This window comes from Agarivorans gilvus (assembly GCF_001420915.1).
Classification (GTDB): Bacteria; Pseudomonadota; Gammaproteobacteria; order Enterobacterales; family Celerinatantimonadaceae; genus Agarivorans; species Agarivorans gilvus.
Genome location: NZ_CP013021.1, coordinates 1,910,464 through 1,936,768, shown reverse-complemented (window position 1 = coordinate 1,936,768; position 26,305 = coordinate 1,910,464). Strand labels below are relative to the sequence as shown.

30 protein-coding genes and 2 pseudogenes are annotated in these 26,305 nt (G+C 45.7%); 16 read left to right on the top strand and 16 right to left on the bottom strand.

Annotated features, from left to right (window positions below):
• Positions 1 to 7 precede the first annotated feature (7 nt).
• Positions 8 to 832, top strand: a complete 825-nt coding sequence (locus tag AR383_RS09070) for a carbon-nitrogen hydrolase family protein (RefSeq protein ID WP_055732839.1) — start codon at positions 8 to 10, stop codon at positions 830 to 832.
• A gap of 5 nt (positions 833 to 837) precedes the next feature.
• Positions 838 to 2,282, top strand: a pseudogene (gene tldD, locus AR383_RS09065) (metalloprotease TldD).
• Between the two features lie 27 nt (positions 2,283 to 2,309).
• On the opposite strand, the gene yjgA reads toward tldD, so the two are convergent.
• Positions 2,310 to 2,816, bottom strand: a complete 507-nt coding sequence (yjgA, locus tag AR383_RS09060) for a ribosome biogenesis factor YjgA (protein WP_055732838.1) — start codon at positions 2,814 to 2,816, stop codon at positions 2,310 to 2,312.
• Between the two features lie 102 nt (positions 2,817 to 2,918).
• Here yjgA and pmbA point away from each other — a divergent pair, with 102 nt between their 5' ends.
• Positions 2,919 to 4,259 (top strand): metalloprotease PmbA, encoded by a 1,341-nt coding sequence (gene pmbA, locus AR383_RS09055; RefSeq protein WP_055732837.1) that lies wholly within the window; start codon positions 2,919 to 2,921, stop codon positions 4,257 to 4,259.
• A gap of 25 nt (positions 4,260 to 4,284) precedes the next feature.
• Here pmbA and mgtE read toward each other — a convergent pair whose 3' ends face one another.
• From mgtE to AR383_RS08995, 12 genes are all read right to left on the bottom strand, one after another.
• Positions 4,285 to 5,646: a magnesium transporter gene (gene mgtE, locus AR383_RS09050; protein WP_055732836.1), complete on the bottom strand. Its 1,362-nt coding sequence runs from the start codon at positions 5,644 to 5,646 to the stop codon at positions 4,285 to 4,287.
• A 68-nt stretch (positions 5,647 to 5,714) separates the two neighbouring features.
• Complete coding sequence (locus tag AR383_RS09045) at positions 5,715 to 5,984, bottom strand: HPr family phosphocarrier protein (RefSeq protein ID WP_157051686.1); 270 nt, start codon at positions 5,982 to 5,984, stop codon at positions 5,715 to 5,717.
• Positions 5,971 to 6,828, bottom strand: coding sequence for an RNase adapter RapZ (rapZ, locus tag AR383_RS09040; protein ID WP_055732835.1), 858 nt, complete (start codon positions 6,826 to 6,828; stop codon positions 5,971 to 5,973). Before rapZ ends, AR383_RS09045 begins: the two co-directional genes overlap by 14 nt.
• Before the next feature lie 26 nt (positions 6,829 to 6,854).
• Positions 6,855 to 7,298 carry a PTS IIA-like nitrogen regulatory protein PtsN gene (gene ptsN, locus AR383_RS09035; protein ID WP_055732834.1) on the bottom strand — a complete coding sequence of 148 codons (444 nt, stop codon included), beginning with the start codon at positions 7,296 to 7,298 and terminating at the stop codon, positions 6,855 to 6,857.
• An 8-nt stretch (positions 7,299 to 7,306) separates the two neighbouring features.
• A complete protein-coding gene (gene hpf, locus AR383_RS09030; RefSeq protein ID WP_055732833.1) occupies positions 7,307 to 7,594 on the bottom strand; it encodes a ribosome hibernation promoting factor in 288 nt (95 codons plus the stop codon).
• Between the two features lie 24 nt (positions 7,595 to 7,618).
• The gene (locus AR383_RS09025; protein ID WP_055732832.1) at positions 7,619 to 9,121 is read right to left on the bottom strand and encodes an RNA polymerase factor sigma-54; all 1,503 of its coding nucleotides are present in this window, start codon (positions 9,119 to 9,121) and stop codon (positions 7,619 to 7,621) included.
• 55 nt (positions 9,122 to 9,176) lie between these two features.
• Positions 9,177 to 9,902, bottom strand: a complete 726-nt coding sequence (gene lptB, locus AR383_RS09020) for an LPS export ABC transporter ATP-binding protein (RefSeq protein ID WP_055732831.1) — start codon at positions 9,900 to 9,902, stop codon at positions 9,177 to 9,179.
• A 2-nt stretch (positions 9,903 to 9,904) separates the two neighbouring features.
• A complete protein-coding gene (lptA, locus tag AR383_RS09015; RefSeq protein ID WP_055732830.1) occupies positions 9,905 to 10,444 on the bottom strand; it encodes a lipopolysaccharide transport periplasmic protein LptA in 540 nt (179 codons plus the stop codon).
• Positions 10,407 to 10,964, bottom strand: coding sequence for an LPS export ABC transporter periplasmic protein LptC (gene lptC, locus AR383_RS09010; RefSeq protein ID WP_055732829.1), 558 nt, complete (start codon positions 10,962 to 10,964; stop codon positions 10,407 to 10,409). The genes lptA and lptC overlap by 38 nt, the downstream gene beginning before the upstream one ends.
• Positions 10,961 to 11,512: a 3-deoxy-manno-octulosonate-8-phosphatase KdsC gene (kdsC, locus tag AR383_RS09005; protein ID WP_055732828.1), complete on the bottom strand. Its 552-nt coding sequence runs from the start codon at positions 11,510 to 11,512 to the stop codon at positions 10,961 to 10,963. The genes lptC and kdsC overlap by 4 nt, the downstream gene beginning before the upstream one ends.
• Positions 11,512 to 12,477: a KpsF/GutQ family sugar-phosphate isomerase gene (locus AR383_RS09000; protein WP_055732827.1), complete on the bottom strand. Its 966-nt coding sequence runs from the start codon at positions 12,475 to 12,477 to the stop codon at positions 11,512 to 11,514. The genes kdsC and AR383_RS09000 overlap by 1 nt, the downstream gene beginning before the upstream one ends.
• Positions 12,478 to 12,517: 40 nt before the next feature.
• Positions 12,518 to 13,486, bottom strand: coding sequence for a calcium/sodium antiporter (locus AR383_RS08995; RefSeq protein ID WP_055732826.1), 969 nt, complete (start codon positions 13,484 to 13,486; stop codon positions 12,518 to 12,520).
• A 130-nt stretch (positions 13,487 to 13,616) separates the two neighbouring features.
• On the opposite strand from AR383_RS08995, the gene AR383_RS08990 reads away from it, so the two are divergent.
• From AR383_RS08990 to murA, 7 genes are read left to right on the top strand one after another with little or no spacing between them, the layout of a single operon-like run.
• Positions 13,617 to 14,438 carry an ATP-binding cassette domain-containing protein gene (locus AR383_RS08990; RefSeq protein WP_157051685.1) on the top strand — a complete coding sequence of 274 codons (822 nt, stop codon included), beginning with the start codon at positions 13,617 to 13,619 and terminating at the stop codon, positions 14,436 to 14,438.
• Complete coding sequence (mlaE, locus tag AR383_RS08985) at positions 14,432 to 15,208, top strand: lipid asymmetry maintenance ABC transporter permease subunit MlaE (protein ID WP_055732825.1); 777 nt, start codon at positions 14,432 to 14,434, stop codon at positions 15,206 to 15,208. The genes AR383_RS08990 and mlaE overlap by 7 nt, the downstream gene beginning before the upstream one ends.
• Before the next feature lie 14 nt (positions 15,209 to 15,222).
• A complete protein-coding gene (mlaD, locus tag AR383_RS08980; protein WP_055732824.1) occupies positions 15,223 to 15,690 on the top strand; it encodes an outer membrane lipid asymmetry maintenance protein MlaD in 468 nt (155 codons plus the stop codon).
• A 2-nt stretch (positions 15,691 to 15,692) separates the two neighbouring features.
• Positions 15,693 to 16,325, top strand: coding sequence for an MlaC/ttg2D family ABC transporter substrate-binding protein (locus AR383_RS08975; RefSeq protein ID WP_055732823.1), 633 nt, complete (start codon positions 15,693 to 15,695; stop codon positions 16,323 to 16,325).
• A 3-nt stretch (positions 16,326 to 16,328) separates the two neighbouring features.
• The gene (locus AR383_RS08970) at positions 16,329 to 16,607 is read left to right on the top strand and encodes an STAS domain-containing protein (protein WP_055732822.1); all 279 of its coding nucleotides are present in this window, start codon (positions 16,329 to 16,331) and stop codon (positions 16,605 to 16,607) included.
• A 22-nt stretch (positions 16,608 to 16,629) separates the two neighbouring features.
• Entirely contained in the window at positions 16,630 to 16,884 is a 255-nt protein-coding gene (locus tag AR383_RS08965) for a BolA family protein (protein WP_055732821.1), read from the top strand.
• A gap of 15 nt (positions 16,885 to 16,899) precedes the next feature.
• Complete coding sequence (gene murA, locus AR383_RS08960; RefSeq protein ID WP_055732820.1) at positions 16,900 to 18,165, top strand: UDP-N-acetylglucosamine 1-carboxyvinyltransferase; 1,266 nt, start codon at positions 16,900 to 16,902, stop codon at positions 18,163 to 18,165.
• Here the strand turns inward: murA and degS are convergent.
• The 3 genes from degS to AR383_RS08945 all read right to left on the bottom strand — a co-directional run bounded on the left by degS (position 18,149) and on the right by AR383_RS08945 (position 21,191).
• A complete protein-coding gene (degS, locus tag AR383_RS08955; RefSeq protein ID WP_083481750.1) occupies positions 18,149 to 19,243 on the bottom strand; it encodes an outer membrane-stress sensor serine endopeptidase DegS in 1,095 nt (364 codons plus the stop codon). The genes murA and degS overlap by 17 nt on opposite strands.
• A gap of 97 nt (positions 19,244 to 19,340) precedes the next feature.
• Entirely contained in the window at positions 19,341 to 20,708 is a 1,368-nt protein-coding gene (locus tag AR383_RS08950; protein ID WP_055732819.1) for a Do family serine endopeptidase, read from the bottom strand.
• Positions 20,709 to 20,786: 78 nt separating this feature from the next.
• Positions 20,787 to 21,191, bottom strand: coding sequence for a Z-ring associated ZapG family protein (locus tag AR383_RS08945; RefSeq protein ID WP_055732818.1), 405 nt, complete (start codon positions 21,189 to 21,191; stop codon positions 20,787 to 20,789).
• A 108-nt stretch (positions 21,192 to 21,299) separates the two neighbouring features.
• On the opposite strand from AR383_RS08945, the gene zapE reads away from it, so the two are divergent.
• The 6 genes and pseudogenes from zapE (at position 21,300) to AR383_RS08915 (ending at position 26,223) form a co-directional block, all read left to right on the top strand.
• A complete protein-coding gene (gene zapE, locus AR383_RS08940; protein WP_055732817.1) occupies positions 21,300 to 22,415 on the top strand; it encodes a cell division protein ZapE in 1,116 nt (371 codons plus the stop codon).
• Positions 22,416 to 22,607: 192 nt separating this feature from the next.
• Complete coding sequence (gene rplM, locus AR383_RS08935; RefSeq protein WP_055735003.1) at positions 22,608 to 23,036, top strand: 50S ribosomal protein L13; 429 nt, start codon at positions 22,608 to 22,610, stop codon at positions 23,034 to 23,036.
• Between the two features lie 17 nt (positions 23,037 to 23,053).
• Complete coding sequence (rpsI, locus tag AR383_RS08930; protein WP_055732816.1) at positions 23,054 to 23,446, top strand: 30S ribosomal protein S9; 393 nt, start codon at positions 23,054 to 23,056, stop codon at positions 23,444 to 23,446.
• Between the two features lie 239 nt (positions 23,447 to 23,685).
• Positions 23,686 to 24,276: a ubiquinol-cytochrome c reductase iron-sulfur subunit gene (gene petA, locus AR383_RS08925; RefSeq protein ID WP_055732815.1), complete on the top strand. Its 591-nt coding sequence runs from the start codon at positions 23,686 to 23,688 to the stop codon at positions 24,274 to 24,276.
• Positions 24,276 to 25,489: pseudogene (locus AR383_RS08920) on the top strand (cytochrome b). The gene petA and the pseudogene AR383_RS08920 overlap by 1 nt, the downstream one beginning before the upstream one ends.
• The gene (locus AR383_RS08915) at positions 25,489 to 26,223 is read left to right on the top strand and encodes a cytochrome c1 (RefSeq protein WP_055735002.1); all 735 of its coding nucleotides are present in this window, start codon (positions 25,489 to 25,491) and stop codon (positions 26,221 to 26,223) included. The pseudogene AR383_RS08920 and the gene AR383_RS08915 overlap by 1 nt, the downstream one beginning before the upstream one ends.
• Positions 26,224 to 26,305: the final 82 nt, after the last annotated feature.

Genomic DNA, 26,305 nt, shown 5'->3' with positions numbered 1-26,305 from the left:
GCAAACAATGAATCTAATCGCTTTGCAGATGTGCTCCGGTTCATCCCTAACCGATAACCTAGAGCAAGCCGAACAACTCTTGCAAGAGGCTTGTCCTCGCGCCGGTGATTTAGTGCTTTTGCCGGAAAATTTTGCACAATACGGCGGTGGCGAGCAGGCCTACTTAAGCATTGCCGAACCCTTGGGTGAGGGGCCTATTCAGGCCTGGTTAGCCGAGCAAGCGCAACGTTATGGCATTTATCTGGTGGCAGGAAGCGTGCCTATTCAGGCTGAGCAAGTTACTCGCTGTTATACCACTAGCTTGGCATTTTCTCCGCAAGGTGAGCTACTTCAGCATTATCATAAGCTGCATCTGTTTGATGTTGATGTGGCTGACAATGTGGGCAGTTACCGCGAGTCAGACTATTTTGTCGCCGGGCAAAAGCTGGCGTATTTTGATGCTGGGGATGTGCGTATCGGCATGAGCATTTGTTTTGATTTACGCTTCCCCTACCTATTTGGGCTGCTGAGACAACAGGGCTGTGATATTGTATTGCTTCCTGCAGCGTTTACTGCACTAACTGGTGAAGCCCATTGGCAGGCATTATTGCAAGCCAGAGCAATTGAGAACCAATATTACATTGTGGCGGCTAACCAGGCGGGAACGCATGATAATCAACGTAAAACCTGGGGCCATTCAATGATAGTGGATCCATGGGGGCGTTGTTTAGACGAACAAGGCGCTAATTTAGGCGCGGCCAAAGCTGAGTTTAATTCGCAGTTAATACAGCAAGTTAGGGATAGCATGCCGCTGCCGTTGCATCAACAATTACAACTAGGGTGGAGAGAATAATTACTATGCCGTTTGAACAAGTCAGTCAGTCATTGCTGTTGCCAGGAGGCATTGGTGAATCAGAATTGCAGATGGCGCTGACCGAAGTCGCGAAACAGCAAATTGATTATGCGGACCTGTATTTTCAACATAGTCGCCATGAATCATGGGTATTAGAAGACGGCATAGTTAAAGAAGGCAGTTATAACATCGAGCAGGGTTTGGGGGTTCGCGCCATTAGCGGTGAACAAACCGGTTTTGCATACTCTGATGTGATTGATAACCAAGCTTTATTACGCACTTGTCAAGCGGCCAGAGGAATTAGCCCTAATCCAGGGCGAGCCCTAGTGAAGCCTTTCAAAAAAGTCACGGCCGAGCAGTTTTATCAGTCTGACAACCCCTTGGTTAGTCTATCTAACCAGCAAAAAATAGCCTTACTAGAGCGTGCCGATAAGTATGCTCGTAGTTTGGACCCCGCTGTAACTCAAGTGATCGTGAGTTTGAGTGGGGTGTATGAAGAAGTATTGGTCGCTGCCAGTGATGGCACCTTGGCTGCTGATATTCGCCCCTTAATCCGTTTTAACTGTAGCGTATTGGTTGAGCGTAATCAGCGACGAGAGCGCGGCTCTGCCGGCGGTGGCGGACGGCGTAACTACAGTTATTTCTTAGAAGAGGTGAGTGGTCGAGAGCGCGCCATGGGCTTTGTTGATGAAGCGGTGCGCCAGGCTTTAGTTAATCTTGAAGCCATTGATGCTCCGGCGGGCTTAATGCCTGTAGTCTTAGGGGCTGGCTGGCCGGGGTATTATTACATGAAGCGGTTGGGCATGGCTTGGAAGGCGACTTTAACCGTAAGGGCTCTTCTGCCTTTAGCGGCTGCATTGGCCAACAAGTAGCCTCTCAACTTTGTACTGTAGTTGACGATGGCACTCTAGGGCAACGCCGAGGGTCGGTGAATATCGATGATGAAGGCACTCCCGGGCAATACAACGTATTAATCGAAAATGGCGTGCTGAAAGCGTATATGCAAGATAAGCATAATGCCCAATTGATGAATACCCATTCTACCGGTAATGGACGTCGTGAGTCTTACGCGCATTTACCATTACCTCGCATGACCAATACCTACATGTTAGCCGGTGAAAGCGAACCTGAAGAGCTAATTGCCTCGGTGAAAAAAGGCATTTATGCTCCTAACTTTGGTGGTGGTCAAGTGGATATTACTTCAGGCAAATTTGTTTTTTCTGCCTCAGAGGCCTATTTGATTGAGGACGGTAAAATTACAGCGCCGATCAAGGGCGCCACTCTCATTGGTAGTGGCCCAGAGGCGATGCAACAGGTGTCTATGGTGGGCAACGATCTTGCCCTAGACCAAGGTGTTGGGGTGTGTGGCAAGGAAGGTCAAAGTGTTCCTGTTGGGGTGGGGCAACCGAGCTTGAAATTGGAACAATTAACCGTAGGCGGTACCGCCTAAATGAAAAAAGGGGCCTTGGCCCCTTTTTTACTGCGCTTGTTTTAGGTAGTTGATTAACTCTTTATGCGCTTTGCCGATCTGCTCTTGAGCTTGCTCTTTTTTCGCTTGGCGTACCAGTTGTCTAAGTTTTTGTCGTTCCAGCTGAGGATGGGCTTCTATTAAGGCATTGATGGCCTCATCACCTTGGTTAATTAATTGCTCGCGTTGCTTCTCTAGCGCTAGCTGCGCTTGAGCTTGGTAAATATGTTTATTGCGGATCTTATCCAAGCCAGCATTGATGACTTCTTCATTTTCAGTTCGCATCACTTTGCCAATGTAATTCATGTGGCGTCGTGCCGCTTCGCGTTTATCTTTTAAGCGTTTGGCTAGGGCTATCGCCTCGCGTAGCGTTGGACTCATTTCAATGGTTTCAAGCTGAGGGTTGGTTAGCGCAACAAGCTCGGCACCGATTTTTTTTAAACGATCGGCTTCACGCTTGATCTCCGACTTACTGATCCAATCATCGTCCTCATCATAAGGCTGCGGGTTCTTCATTTTTTTACTCTCTAGAGAATTTTTTTACTATCTTACCAGTTCTTGCATATAGTCGCTCGATGAGTTTTGTTATGCTATGGCTACGAAGCAAAATGAAGATCAATGATGAGCCCGGAAAAACAAGTTAGCCAGGAATTAAGCCAATTAAAACAGGCGGTAGAATTTGCATTGGAACAAGCCAAATTGCTTGGTGCCGATCAGTCAGAAGTGTCTATTTCTAAACAAACCGGTATTTGCGTTGCGACCCGTGAGCAACAAGTTGAGACCTTAGAGTTTAATCACGATGGGGCCTTGGGTATCGCTTTGTATAAGGCTAACTGTAAGGGCAGTGCTTCAACTTCTGACTTAAGTCCCGAGGCAATAAAAAATGCGGTGAAGGCGGCTTATGATATTAGCCGCTATACCTCTACTGACATGGCAGCAGGGATAGCAGACCAAGACTTGTTGGCGACAAATATTCCTGACTTAGAGTTGTTTCATCCTCATCCTTTAGAGCCCGATTATTTTATTGATGTGGCGAATCGTTGTGAGCACTTGGCTTTAAGCAATCCCTTAATTAAAGCCAGTGATGGGGCCAATATCAATAGCCATTATGGGGTTAAAGTGTATGGCAATAGTCATGGCTTTTTAGCGGGTTATCCCACTAGCCGCCATAGTATTAGTTGCATGCTGATCGCTGGTGATAAAGAGATGCAGCGTGACTACGCCTATAGCGTGGCACGAGACTTTGCCGATTTAGACAGTATTGAGCAGATCGCATCTAAGGCAGCGAGCAAGACTTTAGGGCGTTTAAATAGCCGAAAAATCTCGACCTGTGAAGTACCAGTGATTTTTGATCAAGACGTGGCCAGCGGCTTGTTTGGCCATTTGGTCGGCGCAATTAGCGGTGGCAACTTGTACCGACGCTCTTCATTTTTACTCGATGGCTTAGGTAAGAAAGTCTTTCCAAGTTGGTTATCGATTTACGAAGACCCATTCGTTAAAAAAGGCTTGTCGAGTACTCCCTTTGATAGCGAAGGCGTGGCACCTAAAGCCAAGCATATTATTGCTGACGGAATATTAGAAACTTATTTACTAACCAGTTATTCGGCGCGTAAGTTAGGCATGCAAAGCACCGGTCACGCCGGCGGCATTCATAATTGGCAAATACAGCATAGTGGTATCAGCCGCGCAGAATTGTTAAAACAAATGGGCACTGGGCTGTTGGTAACTGAACTGATGGGTCAAGGGGTGAATACCGTAACTGGTGATTATTCTCGGGGAGCCGCTGGCTACTGGGTGGAAAACGGCGAAATAGCCTTCCCTGTACATGAGATTACCGTAGCCAGCACTCTGCAAGACATCTATGCCAATATTGTGGCCATTGCCGATGATTACGACAAAGAAAGCACGATTCAGTCTGGCTCGGTACTGATTTCATCCATGAAAATTGCTGGCAGTTAAGCTGCTGCAGTAAAATGGTGCTTGTTTATGCGAGCACCAGTGTTGCCATACCCAAGAACGAAAATAGTCCCATTACATCTGTAACGGTGGTGAGAGCCATCCCGCCAGCGAGTGCCGGGTCGATGTTAAACTTTTTCATTAGCAGGGGAATGCTGGCACCGGCCAAACCTGCCAGCGACATGTTGATAAACATGGCTCCAGCAATTATCACTCCGAGTGTCCAATCGCCTTTCCAAAAAGTCACCACTAAAGCAATGACGCTGGCCCAAATCATGCCGTTTAACATACCAATGGCCGCTTCTTTACCAATTAGCCAGCGTGAGTTGCCTTCGCCAATATGACCCACCGCTAAACCGCGGATCACCAAAGCAAGAGTTTGGTTGCCGGCTATGCCTCCCATGCTGGGTACAATGGTCATTAAAATCGCTAAGGTCGCTAACTGCTCTAGGGTGGATTCGAACATATTGCTAATTGAGGCCGCGATGAGGGCTGCACAGAGGTTGATGCCTAGCCAGAAGGTGCGCCGCTGAGTACTTTTAATGACTGGCGCAAAGGTATCTTCGTCATCATCCATACCAGCCATACCCATCATGCTGTGCTCTGCGTGTTCACGAATAATATCAACCACGTCATCAATGGTGATTCGGCCTAATAAGCGACCTTGTTGGTCAACTACTGGGGCAGAAATCCAGTCGTGGCGCTCAAAGAGTGAAGCCACATCATCTTCGGCCATGGCCACGTCAATGCTTTCAGCACTACTGTCCATCACTTCGCGAACGGTTACGTTGGGGTTAACAGTAAGCAAAGTGGAAAGCGGAATGTCACCTAGCAATAAGTCGTCTTCGTCTACCACATATAAGGCATCGGTGGCTTCAGGTAGTTCACCTCGTAAACGTAAATAACGCAATACCACGTCGATGCTTACATCGGCCCTTAGGGTGATGGTGTCGGTATTCATGATACTGCCGGCAGTATCTTCGGGGTAGGCTAAGGCGGCTTCTACACGATGGCGGTCTTGGCTATCCATCGCTTCTAATACTTCACGATAAACACTGTCTGGCAGGCTACGTAATACGTAGGCAATGTCATCGGTGTCCATGTTTTCGGTGGCGGCGGCTAGGCTTTCTGGGGCCATTAGCTGCAATACCCCTTCCATCACGTCTTCGTTAAGCTCTTCGAGGATTTCACCGTGTTGTTCAGGATCGGTGAGTTGCCAGAGTACTTTACGCCCCGCTGGGGGACTAGATTCTAATAAGAGGGCAACATCACAGGCCGGCATTTGATGAAGTATTCGCCTAACATACACGAACATACCGCTGTCTAGGGCTTGCTGAAGCTCCTGTAGGCGTTTATGTTGGTTAGGGTTTAACTCCATCTCTTCTAGCATAGCGAATCCCTATATATGCGGTAGCAAGCTTTGCTTGCTAAGTGTAGCTTGGGTTTATTGCAATTGGTTTATTCTTCGTCGAAGTTGGCTTCAACTAAGGCTTGCACCGCATCTAAGGCGGCTTCAGCATCGTCTCCTTCGGCAATCAGCGTGAGTGTACTACCCTGAGCACTGGCTAATACCATCAAGCCCAATACGCTGGCAGCCGAGGCGACTTTATCCCCATCCATGATACTTAATTCTGCGCTAAACTGCTGGGCTAACTCCACCAATTTGGTGGCAGGGCGCGCATGTAAACCCAATTTGTTCTTTACGGTAACTTGTCTAGTGAGCTTCAAGGCGATGTTCCAAAGTGCGATGACGACGTTGTACTTTTCTTTTGGAGCTAAAGTGTTCGGCGAGTTTTTCTGCCACATAAACACTGCGATGTTGTCCGCCAGTACAACCAATGGCAACGGTTAGATAGGCGCGATTATTAGCTTCTAAATGAGGCAACCAAGCATCGAGCAACTGACTAATTTGTTCAATATATTCACTGACCAAAGGTTGTGCCGCCAGATAGTCTTTAACCGCCTGATCTAAACCGGTGAGCGGACGGAGTTGTTCTTGCCAATGTGGGTTAGGCAAAAAACGCGCGTCAAACATGTAATCAGCATCGCTAGGCACTCCATTTTTGAAACCAAAGGATTCAAATACCATAATTAGCTGCTGCTGTTTATCGCCGGTAACTCGCGAGCGGATAAGGCTACTCAGCTCGTGAACTGATAGCCGCGAAGTGTCGACTCGTAAATCGGCATTGCTTGAGATGGGCTCAAGCAGTGCGGTTTCAGATTCAATGGCTTCTGCCAATGATACGCCGTTCTGGCTTAAAGGATGCACTCGTCGGGTCTCGCTGTAACGACGAATCAGAGCCTCATCTTTGGCATCTAAAAAGATACTCAGTAAGTTAATGTCGGGACCAGCATTTTTGATCGCCTGAGCGATAGGTGAGGGCTCGTCAGGCAGGTTGCGAATATCGATGCTAATAGCAACCTTCGAATATTTTTGTTTTAAATTGTCGATCAACGACTGCCACAACAATACTGGAAGGTTGTCGACGCAATAATATCCGAGATCTTCTAACACTCTTAAGGCAACAGTTTTTCCTGAACCGGAGCGTCCACTAACGATGATCAGTTCCATGAGGGCCCCTAATTAAGCTTAGAGTATTAGGCTACCATGATGTTGTATAGCTCGTCATCACTTTGTGCGCAGCGAAGTTGTTTACATATTTGTTTATCGTTAAGTTTTTCAGCAACTTGAGACAGGGTGTTGAGGTGTTGCTGACACTGGTCTTCGGGAACCAATAAGGCGAAGATTAAATCGACGGGTTGATTATCGATGGAGTCAAAGCTGATTGCAGGATCGCAGCGTAAGAAAACCGCAGTGGCTTGGTGTTCACTAGCAATTCGCCCATGGGGAATCGCAATACCTTGGCCAATACCGGTGCTGCCCATTTTTTCTCTGTTTAACAAGCTCTCAAAAATACTCTGAGCAGTCATGTCTAATTGACTGGCTGCCAGTTCGCTAATGATTTCAAGGGCGCGTTTTTTTGAGGAACATTGAACTGCACGTTGCGTGCAGTTCAAATTTAGTACTTTATTTAGTTGCATTAGGGTGACTAGTGTTTAGTGAGTTTTTCTTTGTGTTTGATAACCTGGCGATCAAGTTTGTCGATCAGGCTATCAATGGCGGCGTACATGTCGGTGTGTTCTGAAGTGGCAAACACTTCTCCACCATTTAAATGCAGGGTGGCTTCAGCAATCTGATTCAGTTTCTCCACATTTAAGATGACATGAACATTGTTTATTTGTTCGAATCGTCGGGTTAGTTTGGCAAATTTAGTGTGGACATACTCTTTTAAAGACTCAGTTATTTCTACGTGGTGTCCGGTAAGATTAATTTGCATAGATTTCGTCCCCTGTTATTGGCCTTAGATAAGGCTTTTTCGTTGGTTAGAAGGTGGAATTGCTAACGACTCTCGGTATTTAGCAATGGTACGTCTTGCCACCTTGATCCCCTGATCTGCCAAAATATCAGCAATTTTGCTGTCGCTAAGCGGTTTGTTGCTGTTTTCGGCAGCTACCAGTTTTTTAATTAGTGCCCTAATTGCGGTAGAAGAGCATTCGCCGCCGCCATCAGTGGTGACGTGGCTAGAAAAGAAGTATTTCAATTCAAAAATACCACGAGGCGTATGCATAAATTTCTGAGTGGTAACCCGAGAAATCGTAGATTCATGCATTTCTACAGCTTCTGCGACATCGTTCAATACCATTGGTTTCATTGCTTCTTCGCCGTACTCAAAAAAGGCTTGTTGGTGATGAACAATGCAGTTGGATACTTTTAATAAGGTTTCGTTACGGCTCTCAATGCTTTTGATAAACCATTTGGCTTCTTGCAAATGGCTGCGAATAAATTGAGTATCGTTGGCGTTGGTTGAGGTTTTACTGAGCGAGGCGTAGTGAGAATTGACGCGTAATTTAGGCATCGCATCAGGATTTAGTTCAACTACCCATCGCCCTTGGCGCTTAATCACTGATACATCCGGAATCACATATTGTGCTTGGTTGGGTTCAACCGCATTACCTGGGCGTGGTTCTAGAGTATGAATCAAACGCATTACTTCGCGTAATTGATCTTCTTTCAATTTGGTTTTACGCGACAATAAACGAAAGTCGCGATTAGCCAAGACATCAATATGATTGGTTACGATGTCTTTGGCTTCTTTTAGCCAAGGGGTATCTTCGGCAAAGCGGCCTAATTGAATCATTAAGCACTCTTGAAGAGAGCGAGCGCCAATGCCTACAGGGTCGAAGTGTTGAACACGTTTTAATACCGCTTCAATTTCATCAAGCTCGACGTCTAAATCGTTAGTTTCACTGGCACGTAAGCCTTCCAACAATTGTTCACAATCTTGGGTTAGGTAGCCGGATTCATCAATCGCATCAATAATGGCTAGCGCAATCGCTTGGTCAACCTCACTAAATGGGGTGAGTTGCATCTGCCATATTAAGTGGTCTTGCAAGGATTCTACGGTTTCACCTTGAAACAGCATATCGCTGTCTTCACTCACACCGCTACTGCCTGAGCTGGATGGCCCTGAACTGGCACTGTAAATATCGTCCCATGTGGAATCAACGGGTAAGTCATCAGAAACAGTGTCTTGGTTAATCGCATCGCCTGCTTCTAACTGGCTATTATCCACTTCGTTGTTTACACTGTTATCATTAGTTTTGTCATTAAGGGATTGAGCTTCATTAGCATCGTTGTCACTGGCGTGTGACTCATCCGCTTCGAGCAGGGGGTTGCTTTCCAGCGCCTCCTGAATTTCTTGCTGCAAATCCAGTGTTGAAAGCTGGAGTAAGCGAATCGCCTGTTGTAACTGAGGGGTCATGGTCAATTGCTGACCAAGACGCAACTGCAAAGATGCTTTCATTAACTGCCGCTGTTCCTTCTTCTTATTGTATTGTGTTTTTTTACTTGCACTTTAACTATAGCTTGAATTGTTCACCGAGATAAACTCGTTTCACGTGTTCATTTTCAAGTATTTCTTCAGGTTTCCCCGAGGCTATCAATTCGCCTTGGCTAACGATATAGGCATGTTCACAAACATCGAGAGTTTCTCTCACATTGTGATCGGTGATCAATACTCCAAGACCACGATCACGCAGGTGTTCAATAATCTTTTTTATATCGATAACAGAAATAGGATCCACGCCAGCAAAGGGTTCGTCAAGCAAAATAAACTTTGGAGCGGCGGCTAGAGCACGAGCAATTTCAACCCGGCGGCGTTCCCCACCAGACAGGCTCATGCCAAGATTTTTTCGAATGTGACCAATATGGAATTCCTCTAACAGGTCGTCCAAGGCCACTTGCTGTTGTTGTTTATCGAGATCTTTACGAGTTTCTAAGACCGCGAGTATATTTTTTTCCACAGACAAACGTCTAAATATGGAGGCTTCTTGAGGCAGGTAGCCAATCCCTTTTCGGGCACGGCTGTGCATGGCGGTGCTGGATAAGTCATCATCATCGATTAAAATCCGGCCATGATCTCGGGGAACCAAGCCCACGACCATGTAAAAGGTAGTGGTCTTACCTGCACCATTGGGGCCGAGCAAACCAACAATTTTACCGGTTTCAACGTTGAGACTTACGTCTTTTACTACCTTGCGACCCTTGTAGCTTTTGGCTAGGTTTTCAGCAATCAATGTACTCATCGTTACTGTTGTTCCTGTGGCGCAATTTCGTTGAGTTGTTGCGGTAAGAAAATGGTGGTGACGCGACTGTTTTCATCACCCTGTGCCACCATTTCTTGTTTATCGATGCTGTATTTGATCATGCTGCCTTTAACTAAGCTCTCTTCTTGTTTGAGTTGAGCGTTGTTGCTCAGTGTTAAGGTTTGCGTTTTAAGGTCGTAACGAACCTCGTTGGCTTCGGCTTCAATCGGCTTACCGCTGTCGAGCATTTGGTAGAAGGTAGCGGGCTGCCCTTTGGCGATCATCACTTCGCTGCCTTTCTCTTCACTACCGATTACGCTCAGCTCGTCGGCGCGCATTTTGATTGAACCTTGGGTGACAACTACGTTGGTATAAAAGGTAACCCGGTTTTCTTTAATGTTGACTTCTTGGCGGTCTGCATCAACGATAATTTGCTGATTAAAATCGTCTTCTAATGCCGATGTTGCCCAAGAGAATATAAGTAAGCTGGCACTGAGCGCTAACTTACTGCTGTGGGTTATGGTAAACCGCTTCAATATCATTTAATAACGTCACTATTTCGTTGGCTAAATCGCCGTTCATACCTACCCCATACAGTTCGTAAGACGGACCATATACGGTGACCGGTTGATCGCTGCTCATGGTTTCTGATTGCAGGTCGATATCCAATTTTTCGGTAATTAAATCGCGTATGTATTCGCCGCGACTTAAGTTTTTAATTACTACATTGTCATTTAGGGTGACTAATTGCTGCTGCTGTACTGTAGCCTGATCGGCATCAATTTGCCATACAGGTTGGTGAGGAGCGGGATACACCAGAATCTTAGGTTTAGTAAATTCGGTGTTTTTTAGTTGCTCAAAATACGCCATTTGTTCGGCATAGATCCGATAGCGTGGTTGGCCGTCTTCGGCAAAACTCACGCTGTAAAGCTGCTCGGCAATGAAGTTGGGTTTACTGGCTTCTCTAGTACCTAGTTGTTGTTGTTGATCGCCAGGGCTGAGTTGCCACAGGATTAAAGCAATAACAAATAAACCGGCAAAAAACCAAGTAGGGCGGTTCATATGCTCATCCCTTGAGCTTGCTCGAGCTTACCTTGAGCTTGCAAAATAAGGTCACACAGTTCGCGTACTGCACCATAACCGCCAGCGGTTTTTGTCACAAGGTCGGCCGCCTGCTTGCATAGGGGATGGGCTGTTTGTACCGCCACCCCCAAGCCGCAAGTCTGCATTACGGGGGTGTCGACTAAGTCATCACCGATGTAGGCAACTTGTTTAGCTTCAAGTTTTAGTTGTTGCAGTAACTCGTTATAGGCCGCTAATTTGTCTTGTTGGCCTTGGTAAAGCAGACTAATGCCCAAGGCTTGCATGCGTTGCTCAACAATCTTAGATTTGCGTCCAGTGATGACCGCCACTTCAACACCACTATTGATGAGCGCTTTAATGCCAAAACCGTCTAGGGTATGAAAGGCTTTGAGTTCTTCTCCGTCGTTACCCATGTAAATTCGGCCATCGGAAAACACCCCATCTACATCGCAAATCAGCAGCTTAATGGCGGCGGCGGCATTAAAATTTTGTTGGCTAACCGCCCCATAGGGCGTGCTAATAGTCACTAGTACACTCCGGCTTGCAGCAAAGTATGCATGTTGAATGCTCCCACGACACGTTTGTCTTCAAGCACAAACAGGCCGTTAATGGATTTGGACTTCATCAGCTTTAAGGCATCGAAGGCCAGCCAAGAAGCCTCAATAGTTTTCGGATTTTTAGTCATCACCTGAGCGATTGGCGTTTCATGGATGTCGACGCGTTGGTCAAGGATGCGGCGTAAATCGCCATCGGTAAAAATCCCCACCATGTGTTGTTGCTCATCGACGATGCCCACCATGCCTAAACCTTTGGCGGTGATCTCGAAAAGTGCTTCTCGAATAGTTTGTTCGACTGTGACTAAAGGAATTTGTTCCCCACTTAGCATTAGGTCAGTGACACTAAGCAACAGTTTTTTACCCAACGTGCCTCCGGGATGAGACAGGGCAAAGTCATCGGCGGTAAAGCCACGGGCTTCCAATAAGGCGACCGCTAAGGCGTCACCCATCACCAGTGTCGCGGTGGAACTGGCGGTTGGCGCTAAGCCTAGCGGACAAGCTTCACGAGGAACGGCTATACACAGGTGATAGTTGGCTAATCGCGCCATTGACGATTTGGGGTTGCTGGTCATGGCGATAGAACGTACGCCAATGCGGTTAAATACCGGATATAGCGATAAGATTTCTTCTGATTCGCCAGAGTTAGACAGAGCTAACACAATATCTTCTGCGGCAATCATGCCTAAATCACCGTGGCAAGCTTCACCTGGATGAACAAAAAAGGCGGGCGTGCCGGTAGAGGCCAGAGTCGCTGCGATTTTATTGGCGATGTGACCTGATTTACCCATGCCAGTAAGAATCACCTTGCCCTTACAGGCTAAGATCATTTCGCAAGCATCAGCAAATTGCTGATCAATGTATTGATCTAGGTTGTCTATTGCCAGTCTTTCTATTTCAAGGACTTGTTTGGCTACACTGATGTGATCGTGTGACACACACTTCCCCTTAGTGGTTAATTTCTCTCAAAGAGTATCGTTACGATACCATTAATAGTATTTGATAGCCGATGAAGGCGCTGAATAACAGCCCGCCTTCCCAACGACTTATTTTACGTGTTTTGCCAAAACCCATGGCCATGATAAATAAGGCTACTGTTACACCCATCATGACATAAAAGTCGCGCCCGGCAGCAAAGGCATCAATTTCACCCGGTGCTAATAAAGCCGGCACTGCTAATACAGCAAGGATGTTGAACAAGTTGGAACCGATGATGTTACCTAGTACCAAATCGTCTTCTTTTTTGACTACCCCGGCGATGCAGGCGGCCAATTCAGGCAAGCTAGTACCGATGGCAATGATGGTTAAACCGATAACAAGGTCACTCATTCCAAAGTAGCGGGCAATCTCAGAAGCTGAGCCTACCAAAATGTCTGCGCTGAGCGGAAGCAGTATCATACCGACCAATAGCCAAAATAGCGCTTTAGGGGTGGTAACGTCATGAGGAATTTCCGCTTCGGCCTCATCAATCATAGGGTCTTTATTGCTGTCTGAGCGATGTTTTATGGAGTTAAAAATAAGATAAGCCATTAAGCCAAAGAATAAGGCTAATAACAGAAGCCCTTCGGTATAACCCAGTTGTTGGTCGTGTAATATCCAACCGGCGAAGGCTGTGGCACCTACTACCATCGGTAACTCGCGAAATAAGGTGGTAGAAGAAACCATTAAAGGTTTAAGTAATGCGGTTAAGCCCAGTACTAAAGTAATGTTGGTGATATTCGAGCCGATAACATTGCCCACCGCGGTATTCATTTTGCCTTCTAAGCTGGCGGTGGCCGAAACCATGATTTCTGGTGCGGAAGAGCCGAGGGCGACAATGGTGAGACCGATAATCATCGGTGGCAGCCCAAAATTATTGGCAATGGCGGCTGCGCCAAAAACAAAGCGATCGGCACTCCAAACCAATAGCGCTAAGCCTAATACCAATAACAAACATTCAACTAACATGAGCGTCCTTTACTTTAAATTTTAAATAACATTGCTGAAAAACGGTGCATTGTCGGCATTTTCCCAACAAAAGGGAAGAGTTTAGCCTTGAGTGTCACCAATTATCTCAATAATATGTTTTGCTTGGCCAATGAAGATTGCTCATGGAGTGGCAAATAATTTGATTGAAGTAAAACAATTGGCGTTCCAGCGCGGCGATAAAGTTATCTTTGAAAACTTAAACTTAAGTATTCAACGGGGTAAAATTACTGCCATCATGGGCCCCAGCGGTATTGGTAAAACCACCCTACTTAAGTTAATTGGCGGACAACTTCAGCCGAGTGCTGGAGAAGTGTTGATTGAAGGGCAAAATGTTCATCAACTGAGCCGTGGAGACTTGTTTCAACTACGTAAGCGGATTGGCATGCTGTTTCAAAGTGGAGCGCTATTTAGCGACTTAACTGTTTTTGAGAATGTCGCTTTTCCTTTGCGCGAGCATACCAAGCTACCTGAAGCGGTATTACACAACTTGGTATTGATGAAGCTGCAAACTGTGGGCTTGCGCGGAGCGGCCCAGTTAATGCCCAGTGATTTATCTGGTGGTATGGCCCGCCGGGTTGCGCTCGCTAGGGCGATAGCTTTAGAGCCAGAGATTATTCTCTACGACGAGCCTTTTGTTGGCCAAGATCCCATATCCATGGGAGTCTTGATCAAATTGATTCAAAGCTTAAGTCAAAGCCTGCAACTCACTTCGGTGATTGTTTCGCATGATGTGAATGAGGTGCTCAGCATCGCCGACTACGTGTTTGTGATTGATGGCCACTCAGTGTTAGCGGAAGGTAGCGTGGCAGAAATTGCAGCTAACCCTAACCCGCGTTTAACTCAGTTTTTACAAGGACAAGCCGATGGTCCGGTGGCGTTTCATTACCCCGCGGAAGATTACGCACAAGCTTTGAAGGCCAGTTTATGTTAGCAGCTATAGCGACATTAGGTCGCCAAACCTTGTTTAAAATTAGTGCTTTAGGGCGAGCCAGCTTGATGCTTTGGCATGCTTTAGTCGCGATGCCCAGAGCTCAACTAATCAAAGACAGCGTTAAACAAATTTATGTGGTAGGGGTGCAATCGCTACCAATTATTCTAGTCTCCGGCTTGTTTATTGGTATGGTGTTGGCCTTACAAGGCTATAACATTTTGGTGGACTTTGGCGCCGAGACTAGCCTTGGGCCAATGGTGGCCTTATCTTTATTACGCGAATTAGGTCCGGTTGTGACGGCCTTGTTATTTGCTGGACGAGCCGGTTCGGCACTCACTGCTGAGATAGGTTTAATGAAAACCACTGAACAGCTTTCGAGTATGGAGATGATGGCTGTAGACCCGCTAAAACGGGTGATTGCTCCTCGTTTTTGGGCCGGTTTTATCGCTATGCCTCTGTTGTCTTTAATGTTCAACCTAGTGGGCATTTGGGGTGGCTATTTAGTTGGCGTGCAATGGTTGGGCGTTGACGATGGCAGCTTTTGGTCAATTACTGCTGCCTCAATTGAATTTGGCCAAGATATTGGTAACGGCTTAATTAAAAGCGCGGTGTTTGCCATTGCTGTGGTTTGGGTTGCCTTGTTTAACGGTTATGATGCACTACCTAGTGCGCAAGGTATCAGCCAGGCTACCACGCGTAGTGTGGTTCATGCTTCGTTATTAGTATTGGCATTGGATTTTGTTTTAACTGCGCTGATGTTTGGCAGTTAGTAATAGGGATTAACATGAAAGTAAATAAACTAGAGTTGTCGGTTGGTGCCTTTGTTTTGCTAGGATTAGCGGCCTTACTGGTATTGGCGCTGAAAATAGCTGATAGCCAATTGGGGAGCAATACCGATACTTACACCCTGTATGCCAAGTTTGATAACATTGGTGGCCTAAAGGTGCGCTCGCCAGTGAAAGTGGGCGGTGTAGTTGTTGGCCGAGTCGAAGCGATTAACTTAGATATGGACGACTACATGCCAAAGGTGACTTTAAGCATGTATCGCCAATATGGTTATTATCCTGAAACCAGTTCTCTATCTATTCTTACTGCTGGTTTGCTGGGTGAGCAATACATCGGTTTAAGCCCCGGTTTTGTATTAGATGATATTGAAAACCTAAACGATGGCGACATTATCGAAGACACCAAATCAGCTTTAGTTTTAGAAGAGCTGATTGGCCAATTCTTGTTTTCAATGACGGAGAAATAATTATGTGGGTACGTAGTTTGATATTGTCACTGACTCTGTTATTGGGTTTTTCTGCTCAGGCTGAAGAGGTGGATGGCAATCCCTATCGTTTGATGAGTTATGTGGCTGAGCAAACTTTTAGCCGCTTGGCCAAAATTGACCGAGAAGCCGACGATGCTCAACAGCAGTTGGAAGCGATCGTGCGCCAGCAACTCATGCCACATATTGATTATCGTTATGCGGCCTTTGTGGTGCTGGGTAAACATATTAAAAAAACCTCCAAGCAACAACGCGAGGACTTTGCCGAAGCTTTTCAAGAATACTTGGTGAGTACCTATACCCAAGCACTTGGTCAGTATAAACAACAGCAGGTAGTGATTGAGCCGGAAAGAGCGGTGGGTGAGCAAACTAAGTTAGGTGTTCGCGCCCAGTTTATCGACGGTGAACGTCCGCCGATTAATTTGGAATTTAAGTTTCGCAAGTTAAAGAATAAAGACGCCAATAGTGCCGAACATTGGTTAGCCTATGACTTGATCGCCGAAGGGGTGAGCTTGTTGTCAACCAAGCAGTCAGAGATGGATAGCCTTATTCGCGCTAATGGTATCGATGGGGTAATCCAAATACTGCGTGACAAGAACCTCGCTACGCAAGAGTAAAGCATGAATAATGAACTAAATATTACCCAAGATTGCTTGTATTTGAGCGGTGAGTGGGCCAGTGAACAAGTGGTTCGTCACTGGCCAGCATTAAGTACTTGTAAACTCAAACAACTTGAGCTCTCTCAACTTAAGCGCATTGACTCTGCTGGAATAGCCGCTATTATCACCGCCTTAAAACCGGAACCCAGCAATCGCTTGCTCGTTAAGCATTGCCCAGAACAAGCGAAGCAGCTGTTTAAACTCTACGAGTTAGAAACGCTGTTGCAATATCACGATTAAAGCATTTTTGCGGAGCAGAGTAATGCAACCAGAACAAATTGAACAAATTTTATCGCAGGCGCTTGAATTAGATCATGTGCAAGTAACAGGGGAAGGTAATCATTTTCAAGTTGTTGCTGTTGGTGCAATGTTTACGGATTTATCGCGCGTTAAAAAACAACAAGCGGTTTATGCACCACTGAAAGAATACATTGCGAGTAACGAAATCCACGCCTTGGGAATTAAGGCGTTCACTCCTGATGAATGGCAAAAGCAACAAAAGTTTGGCCAATTATAATCCTTAGGAGTTTTAGTGGATAAGTTTAGAATTAAAGGTGGCTGTCGCCTTGAAGGCGAAGTTGTCATTTCTGGCGCCAAAAATGCGGCTTTGCCGATCCTGTTTGCCACCTTGTTATGTGAAGAGCAAGTTACTTTACATAATGTCCCTCAATTAAAAGATATTGGTACTACCTGTAAGATGCTGGAGCACCTCGGGCGTGAGCTTGAAGTGCAAGGCGAAACGGTGATCATTAAAGCGGGTAAGGCAAACGACTTCGTAGCACCTTATGAGCTGGTTAAAACCATGCGTGCTTCTATCATGGCTTTAGGGCCTTTGGTGGCGCGTTATGGCGAGGCTGACGTATCTTTGCCAGGTGGGTGTGCGATTGGCGCCCGTCCTGTAAATCTACACATTCATGGTTTGGAATTAATGCAAGCCAAGATGAGTGTGGAAGATGGTTATGTAAAAGCACGTGTGGATGGCCGTTTGAAAGGCGCGCGGATCTTCATGGACATGGTCAGTGTCACCGGCACCGAAAACTTGATGATGGCGGCGGCGCTTGCCGAAGGCGAAACCATTATTGAAAACGCCGCTCGTGAGCCTGAAGTGGTTGATTTAGCTAACTTCCTCAACTGCTTAGGGGCTGACATTCAAGGCGCTGGCAGTGATACCATTGTAATTAAAGGTGTAGAGCGCCTGCATAGCGGAGAATACAGCGTGCTTCCAGACCGAATTGAAACCGGCACTTACTTAGTGGGCGCGGCGGTTACCGGCGGTCGTGTACGCTGCACTCACACCGATGCCAAATTGATGGAGTCGGTATTGGCCAAGCTTGAAGAAGCTGGTGCCAATATTACTACGGGTGAAGATTGGATAGAGCTAGATATGCAGGGCTGTGAGCTTAAAGCGGTGAACGTGAAGACCGCGCCTCACCCAGCCTTTCCTACCGACATGCAAGCCCAGTTTACGGTGTTAAACATCGTAGCCTGCGGCACTGGCCATGTTACCGAGACGATTTTTGAGAATCGCTTTATGCACGTACCTGAACTTATTCGGATGGGCGCAGAAATCGAACTCGAGGGAAATACCGCCATTTGTAAGCATGCTGAGCATCTAAGTGGAGCACAGGTTATGGCAACTGACTTGCGTGCTTCGGCGAGTTTGGTACTAGCTGCGTTAGTGGCAGAGGGCGAAACCGTGGTCGACCGGATCTACCATATCGACCGTGGTTATCAGAATATCGAAACTAAATTTGCTCAACTAGGGGCAAAAATTACTCGCTTTAACGATCGTTCGTAATTCGGCGAGGTAGTTTCAATTCAGTAATAGTAACGGGGAGCTCAAGCAGTTCCCCGTTTCTGTATAAACGAACTAGAATTTCGCTACCGGGGCGGGTTTCGGCAACAATATCCATTGCTTGTTTGATTGAGCTTATATCGGTGCCTGCGATATTGACTAGAATATCGTTGGTTTTAATACCCGCCTTTTCGGCAGGGCCTTCGGGGTCTAAGCCACTTACTATCACCCCTTGGGTTTCGTTTAGTTTTAAACGCGCTGCCAGTAGCGGAGTAATTTTTTGCCCATCTAAGCCTAAATAACCACGAATGATGGTGCCATCTTTAATTAAGCCCAACATGATCTTCTTGGCTAATACATAGGGAATAGCAAAGCTAATACCGTAGGTATCGGTAATATCATTTAAATGGTAAGCCGAGGTATTGATGCCCACCAGTTCGCCGCGGGTATTGATTAAAGCCCCTCCGGAATTCCCCCGGTTAATGGCAGCATCGGTTTGCAGGAAGTCTTGGCGGCCAGTAGAGCTCATGCCATTGCGACCCGCTGCGCTGATAATGCCTTGAGTAATGGTTTGGCCTACATTGTAGGGGTTGCCGATGGCGAGCACTACATCACCTACTTGAGTACTCAGCTGGTCATTTTGCGGAATAATGGGCAAGTCAGGAGAGCCATCAATTTTCAGTACTGCCAAATCGGTGATGATATCACCGCCCACTAACTCGGCGTTGAAGATCCTGCCATCTTGCAGGGCGATCACGATTTGGTCGGAATTGGCAATAACATGCAGGTTAGTTAATACAAACCCTTGCTTTGACATTATTACCCCAGAACCTAAGCCCTGTGACTCTATCTGAGTATCAACATTGACGTAGGACTGTAAAAAGCTTCGCGTATAAATGTTTACCACGGCAGGTGCGGCGCGGCGTGCGGCTTGAGAATAACTGACTAAGGGCGTATTGGTATAGTCGTCTAAGAGCTGCTTACTATTCTCCCGAAATTCGGGAAACGCAAATAGAATACCAATTGCCATCGCCAAACCAAAGATGGCAGGCTTGAGTAAATACTTGATTATAGCTAACAATTTTTCCTCTCCAGCTAGAGCTTCAGGATAGCACGCTGCTTCTAAGGACAAAAGAAAAGGCGACTAATTGGTCGCCTTTATTGTTAATCATCTTAATCTATTGAATGATGCGGTAGAGGTTTTGTTCACCACGCTGAATATTTAGTGCCAGTACTCGTGGGTTATTCTCTAAAATTTCTCGCAAGTCGGCGATGTTGTTAATGCGAGTTTTGTTGATGCCGATGATAATGTCACCTTCCTCTAGGCCGTTAGCAAAGGCCGGTGAGTTGCGTTGAACCTTATTCACTCTCACTCCTGATATTTCCGCGTCTTTCTCGGTAGAGCTTAAACTGGCACCTTCTAAGGCGGGATGCATCACTTTGGCATTCACCATTTGCGCATCGGCTTGTTGTAGGGTGACTTTAAAGGTAATGGATTTACCATCACGGATGGCTCCAATATTGATGGTTTTACCCGCGCCCATAGTGCCGATTTTGGCCCTTAGTTCGGCAAAACTCTTCACTGGTTTACCGTTCACCGCAATGATGATGTCACCGGGTTTAATTCCCGCTTTATCCGCTGCTGAGTCAGGCATCACTTGATTAACGAAGGCGCCGTGTTGTGAGTCTGCGCCAAAGGCTTTGGCTAGTTCGCTATTTAACTCGCCGCCGGTCACACCCAAAATGCCACGGCGTACTTCACCGTATTCAATAATTTGCTCAGCTAGGTTTCTTACCATGTTGCTAGGAATGGCAAAGCCAATACCGATATTGCCACCTGTGGGGGCGATAATCGCGGTATTGATACCGATTAGTTCACCATTTAGATTAATTAACGCACCACCAGAGTTACCACTGTTGATGGCGGCGTCGGTTTGAATGAAGTTTTCTAAATTTTCAATATTTAAACCACTGCGGCCGAGGGCGCTGACAATGCCGGAAGTGACGGTTTGGCCTAAGCCGAAGGGATTGCCAATGGCAATGGTAAAATCACCTACGCGTAATTCATCGGAATCGGCGAGCGTAATGTCGACCAGCTTATCGGCCTCAATTTTTAGCAAGGCAATATCTGTCTGACGATCGCTGCCAAGTACCTCGGCATCATAGGTTCTGCCATCTTTTAGGGTTACTACAATTTCATCTGCGTCGTTAATCACATGGAAATTGGTAATCACATACCCTTTCTCTGCATCAACCACGACTCCCGAGCCGAGACCTTGAAATGGGCGCTCTTGAGTATCTTTGTTGGGCTGACCTTCTTGGCCAAAGAAATATTTAAATAACTCGGGAAGTTGCTGTTGAGAAACCTTGGTTCCTGCAACAGAAATATTGACCACCGCAGGAGTGGCTTGTTCGAGGATTGGCGCGAGACTAGGTAGTTGATTTCCACCTACGGCTACAGGCAGTACCGCCTGTGCTTGAAAAGTGCTGAGGCCTAAGGTGATTGATAGCAACAGCATGATAAATTTGTTTGTGGAAATACTCATTCCAATATCCTTAATAAACAACGCTGATAGAAAAGCAGGATCTTAAAGACCCTGCTTAGTTTAAAAAGTTCAGTGGATTTAGCTCGCTTTACGTTGAGCTTCAGTAAACAAACCCGACGGTTCGTTGGAATAATCTTTAGGTTGGGCGTCTGAAGAGTCAGCTTGCTCTTCTTGCTCTAGTTTTTGCTGGTAATCGGCAAACAATTGAGGCTGGGCAACTTCATCGCTAATCAGCGATTTAGACTGACTGGCCATGTGTTCATAGATGCCTTGATATTGCTTAGCCATGTCTTCAAGTAACTGAGCACTTTTAGCAAAATGCGCCTGTACTTGCTCTTTATAACTTTCTAGCTCTGCTTTATTTTGTTCTAGTTCTTGCTTCATGCTGGCATCGTTGATTGCAGGTTTTGCAGTCATACGACTAAGGAAGAAGCCAATAGCGACACCAATAAGAAGAAAAATCATACTGCTAATTGCGCTCATATTAATCCTTTGTTGGTCTTGATGAACTTTCAATATACTTGAGAATGCTTTCACATGGTACTATCAATTTTCGACTAAGTTTAAGCGAGCTTTAGGATTAGGCAAGGAATGACTCCCCAGCTGCAATATCAACAAGATCTTCAAACCAATAACTTCGTTCAAGACCCCGCGCAAGCCTATGCGGTAAGCCAATTACAAAGGGTTTACGAGCAACTAATTGAAAAGCCAAAGCTTAAGTTCAGTAAGCCAAGCTTGCTTGGCAAATTTAAGGCACGTTTTGGTGGTGCTGAGCAAACTCAAGTCACGCCTGTGCAAGGCTTATACATGTGGGGTGGGGTAGGCAGAGGTAAAACCTATTTAATGGATACCTTTTTTAGTTGCCTGCCCGATGAGCGTAAAATGCGGGTGCATTTTCACCGTTTCATGCAACGAGTTCACGCTGAGCTAAAAAGTTTAGATAAACAACGCAACCCTCTTGAGCGGGTTGCCGATAACTTATTTGCCGAAGCTGAAGTGATTTGTTTTGATGAGTTTTTTGTCTCGGATATTACCGATGCGATGATCTTAGGGACCCTGTTTGAAGCGCTATTTGCTCGAGGGGTAACCTTGGTAGCGACTTCTAATATTCCGCCGGAAGAGCTTTATCGCAATGGTTTACAACGGCAACGCTTTTTGCCCACTATCAAGTTGATTCAACAGCATTGCCAAATCATCAACGTCGATGGTGGCAATGATTATCGGATGCGCACCCTAAATGCCGCTGAAATTTATCATTATCCCTTAGACCAAAAAGCCCAGCAAAATCTTGCGCAGTATTTTTTGCAATTGTCCAGTGAGCCACGGCAACAGCATGGGCAAATTGAAATTAATCAACGCATGATCAATTTTGTCGAGGAGGCCGATAGTGTATTACATATTGAGTTTTCTGAGTTGTGTGAAGGAGCGCGCAGTCAGTTAGATTATATTGAACTAGCTAAGTTATACCATACGGTGTTGTTATCGGGACTGGTGCAGATGGGGAGCCATAACGACGATGCTGCACGACGCTTCATTGCCTTGGTGGATGAATTTTATGAGCGCCATGTTACTTTGATTATTGCCGCCGAAGTCCCGCTTGAAAAATTATATATAGGGGGGCGTTTAAGCTTTGAATTTGAGCGCTGCCGCTCGCGTTTACAAGAGATGCAGTCACATGAGTACTTAGAAAAAGCCCATCTCCCATAAATAATTTAGATTAAGGGTGGTTTTTTTTTGTACTTGCCCTATAATCTTGCCACCCCACGTTACATGTCACCGATTTGGTGATACTAACATTCAAGCTTACTCCGTATTCGAAGGGATACCATGAGTGGCTATTTTCACGTTTGTGATTTTCACAAACACGTGTGTAACAGTTATTTTGGGTTATATATACAAATGAAAACTTTTGTAGCCAAACCAGAAAGCGTAAAACGCGACTGGTACGTTGTTGACGCAGACGGTAAAACACTGGGTCGTATCGCAACTGAAATTGCTTCTCGCCTACGCGGTAAGCACAAAGCTGAATATACTCCTCACGTTGATACTGGTGATTACATCATCGTAATTAACGCTGAGAAAGTAGCCGTAACAGGCAACAAAGCGAAAGATAAAATTTACCATTCGCACACTGGTTACCCAGGTGGCCTAAAATCAATTAGCTTTGAAAAGTTAATCGATAAAGCTCCTGAGCGCGTTATCCAGTCTGCAGTGAAAGGTATGTTGCCAAAAGGTCCTCTAGGCCGTGCAATGTTCCGTAAACTGAAAGTATTCGCTGGACCTGAGCACACTCATGCGGCTCAGCAACCACAAGTATTAGACATTTAAGTTACGGAATTTGAATAATGGCTGAGAATCAATACTACGGCACAGGCCGTCGCAAAAGCTCTACTGCTCGCGTATTTCTAAAAGCTGGTAGTGGTAACATCGCTGTAAACAACCGCTCTTTGGAAGTTTACTTTGGTCGTGAAACTGCTCGTATGGTAGTTCGTCAACCTCTTGAGCTAACTGAATTGTTAGAAAAAGTAGACCTACACATCACTGTTAAAGGTGGTGGTACTACTGGTCAAGCTGGTGCTATCCGTCACGGTATCACTCGTGCGTTGATGGAATATGACGAAAGTCTACGCCCTGAACTACGCAAAGCTGGCTTTGTTACTCGTGATGCTCGTAAAGTTGAACGTAAGAAAGTTGGTTTACGTAAAGCACGTCGTCGTCCGCAATTCTCTAAACGTTAATTGCTACACGCTATCGTGTTACAAAAGCTCGGCTATGCCGAGCTTTTGTTTTTCTAAAAGGTTAAAAACCTTGATTACCCTTGTCAATTTGTGTGTTTTTTATTACTATTTTGTTCGCATTTACCTGCAATAATGTAGTAGCAAGTAAACGCTACCAGTAGCAGAAAAACGCTACCTTGTGCAGCATGCCGCAAGGAAAATTACAATAATTGCGCGGATCCTTACCGGAGAGACATTGGATGAGCAACGCTCCTGTCGATGCTGGCCGACGCCGCTTTCTCACCTGGACAACGGCTGTTGTCGGTGGTGTAGGAGCAGCGTTCGCAGCAGTACCTTTTATCAGTTCATGGAATCCGAGTGCCAAGGCTAAAGCCGCCGGGGCACCCGTGGAAGTGGATATCAGCAAAATTGAACCCGGACAACTACTACGCGTTGAGTGGCGTGGTAAACCTGTTTGGGTAGTAAGCCGCCCTCAGTCGGTTCTTGATAATTTAGACGCCATTGGTGACAAATTACGAGATCCAAACTCAGAGGAGCCTCAACAACCTGATTACTCTACCAATCAATATCGCTCGATTAAGCCTGAGCTATTTGTTGCGGTGGGTATTTGTACTCACTTGGGTTGTTCGCCTACCTACTTGCCAGGTAGTTTTTCTGAGCAGGTTCAGGGTGTTGAATACGGATTTTTCTGTCCTTGTCATGGTTCTAAGTTCGATATGGCCGGACGAGTTTTTCAAGGCGTTCCAGCACCACTTAACTTGGTAGTTCCTCCATACCATTTTGTTGACGATACCACGATCTTAGTGGGCTTGGATGAGGGAGAGGCTTAATAATGAAAGCATTGATTGGTTGGATCGATGAACGGATCCCCTTAACCAAAACCTACAATAAGCACGTCGGGCAATATCCTACACCGAAGAATTTTAACTTTTGGTATATCTTCGGTTTTATCGCCATGGTGGTATTGGTCAACCAAATTCTGACCGGTATTTGGCTAACAATGAATTACAATCCTTCAGGGGATGGTGCATTTGCGTCTATTGAATACATCATGCGTGATGTTGAATATGGCTGGTTATTACGTTACATGCACTCCACCGGGGCTTCTGCCTTTTTTGTGGTAATTTATTTGCACATGTATCGTGGCCTTATCTACGGCTCTTACCAGAAACCTCGTGAGTTAATTTGGCTATTTGGCATGTTAATTTTCTTGGTACTTATGGCTGAAGCCTTCATGGGCTATTTGTTACCTTGGGGGCAAATGTCCTATTGGGGCGCTCAGGTAATTATCTCGCTGTTTGGTGCGATTCCGGTGATAGGTGATGATTTAACCTTATGGATCCGCGGTGATTACGTTATTTCTGGCGCTACCTTAAACCGTTTCTTCGCCTTGCACGTGATAGCTTTACCTCTAGTTTTGGTGTTATTGGTATTTTTACATATCGTTGCCTTGCATGAGGTGGGCTCAAACAACCCCGACGGTATCGAAATTAAAGCCAATAAAGATGAAAATGGTTGGCCTAAAGATGGTATTCCTTTCCACCCTTATTTCACGGTAAAAGATTTAGCGGCGATTGTTGGCTTCTTGTTCTTCTTCTGCTGGGTAATGTTTTTCTTCCCCGATGGTGGCGGTTATTTCTTAGAAGCGCCAAACTTCGAGGCGGCAAACCCCTTAAAGACGCCTGAGCATATCGCTCCAGTTTGGTATTTCACTCCTTTCTACGCCATTTTGCGGGCTGTTCCCGACAAGCTGTTAGGGTAGTGATGATGGGTTTATCCATTGCAGTGTTGTTTGTTCTGCCTTGGTTAGACCGTTGTAAAGTGAAGTCAATTCGCTACCGCAGCACGATTCATAAATTGAATATTGCTCAGTTTGTCATCTGCTTCATCATTTTGGGTATTCTAGGCGCCTTGCCTTCTACACCTGCTTTGACCATCTTGGCCCAAGTTACCTCATTTGGTTACTTTGCCTACTTCGTATTACTTTGGATTTACAGTAAAAACGAAAAAACGAAGCCAGTACCAGAAAGGGTGACCAAATGATGAAAAGTGTTTTTTTAGCTTTGGCCTTACTTGTCCCCAGTTTTGCATTCGCTGCAGGCGGCAATGTACATTTAGATAAAGCCAATTATGATTTGACTGACAAGGCCTCATTGCAAAATGGTGCTAAGTTATTTATGAATTACTGTTTTGGCTGTCACAGCACCCAGTATCAGCGTTATAATCGTGTTGCTGAAGATTTAGCTATTCCAGTCAAGTTAATGGAAGAAAACTTGATTTTTACCGGTGTAAAGTCTGGTGAATTGATGGAAAATGCCATTCAAGAAAAAGATGCTGCTAAATGGTTTGGTGCGCCAGCACCAGATTTAACCTTGGTGGCACGAGTTCGAGGCGCCGATTGGATCTATACTTATCTGCGTTCATTTTATGTTGATGAAACTCGCCCATTTGGTGTGAACAATAAAGTGTTCCCAAGTGTGGGTATGCCGCATGTATTGCAAGAATTGCAGGGCGTACCTAATGCGGTTTATGAAACAGAAATGATTGATGGTGAAGAGCATCATGTTTATCGCGGTATCGAATCAGATGGCAGCGGTGAGATGAGTGACGATGAATTTGATAATGCAGTATTAGACCTTGTTAATTTCTTGGTTTATTCCGCAGAACCGGTTCAGCTAGAGCGCAAGCGTCTAGGTTACTGGGTATTGGGTTTCTTGTTTATCTTCTTCATTATTAGTTACTTATTGAAGAGAGAATACTGGCGCGACGTACACTAAGTCGTGAATTAGTATTGGTTTATCGGCAATAGCAGTTATGCTGTTGCCGTTTTGTGTATTTTATTTAGATGGTTTTTGGAGG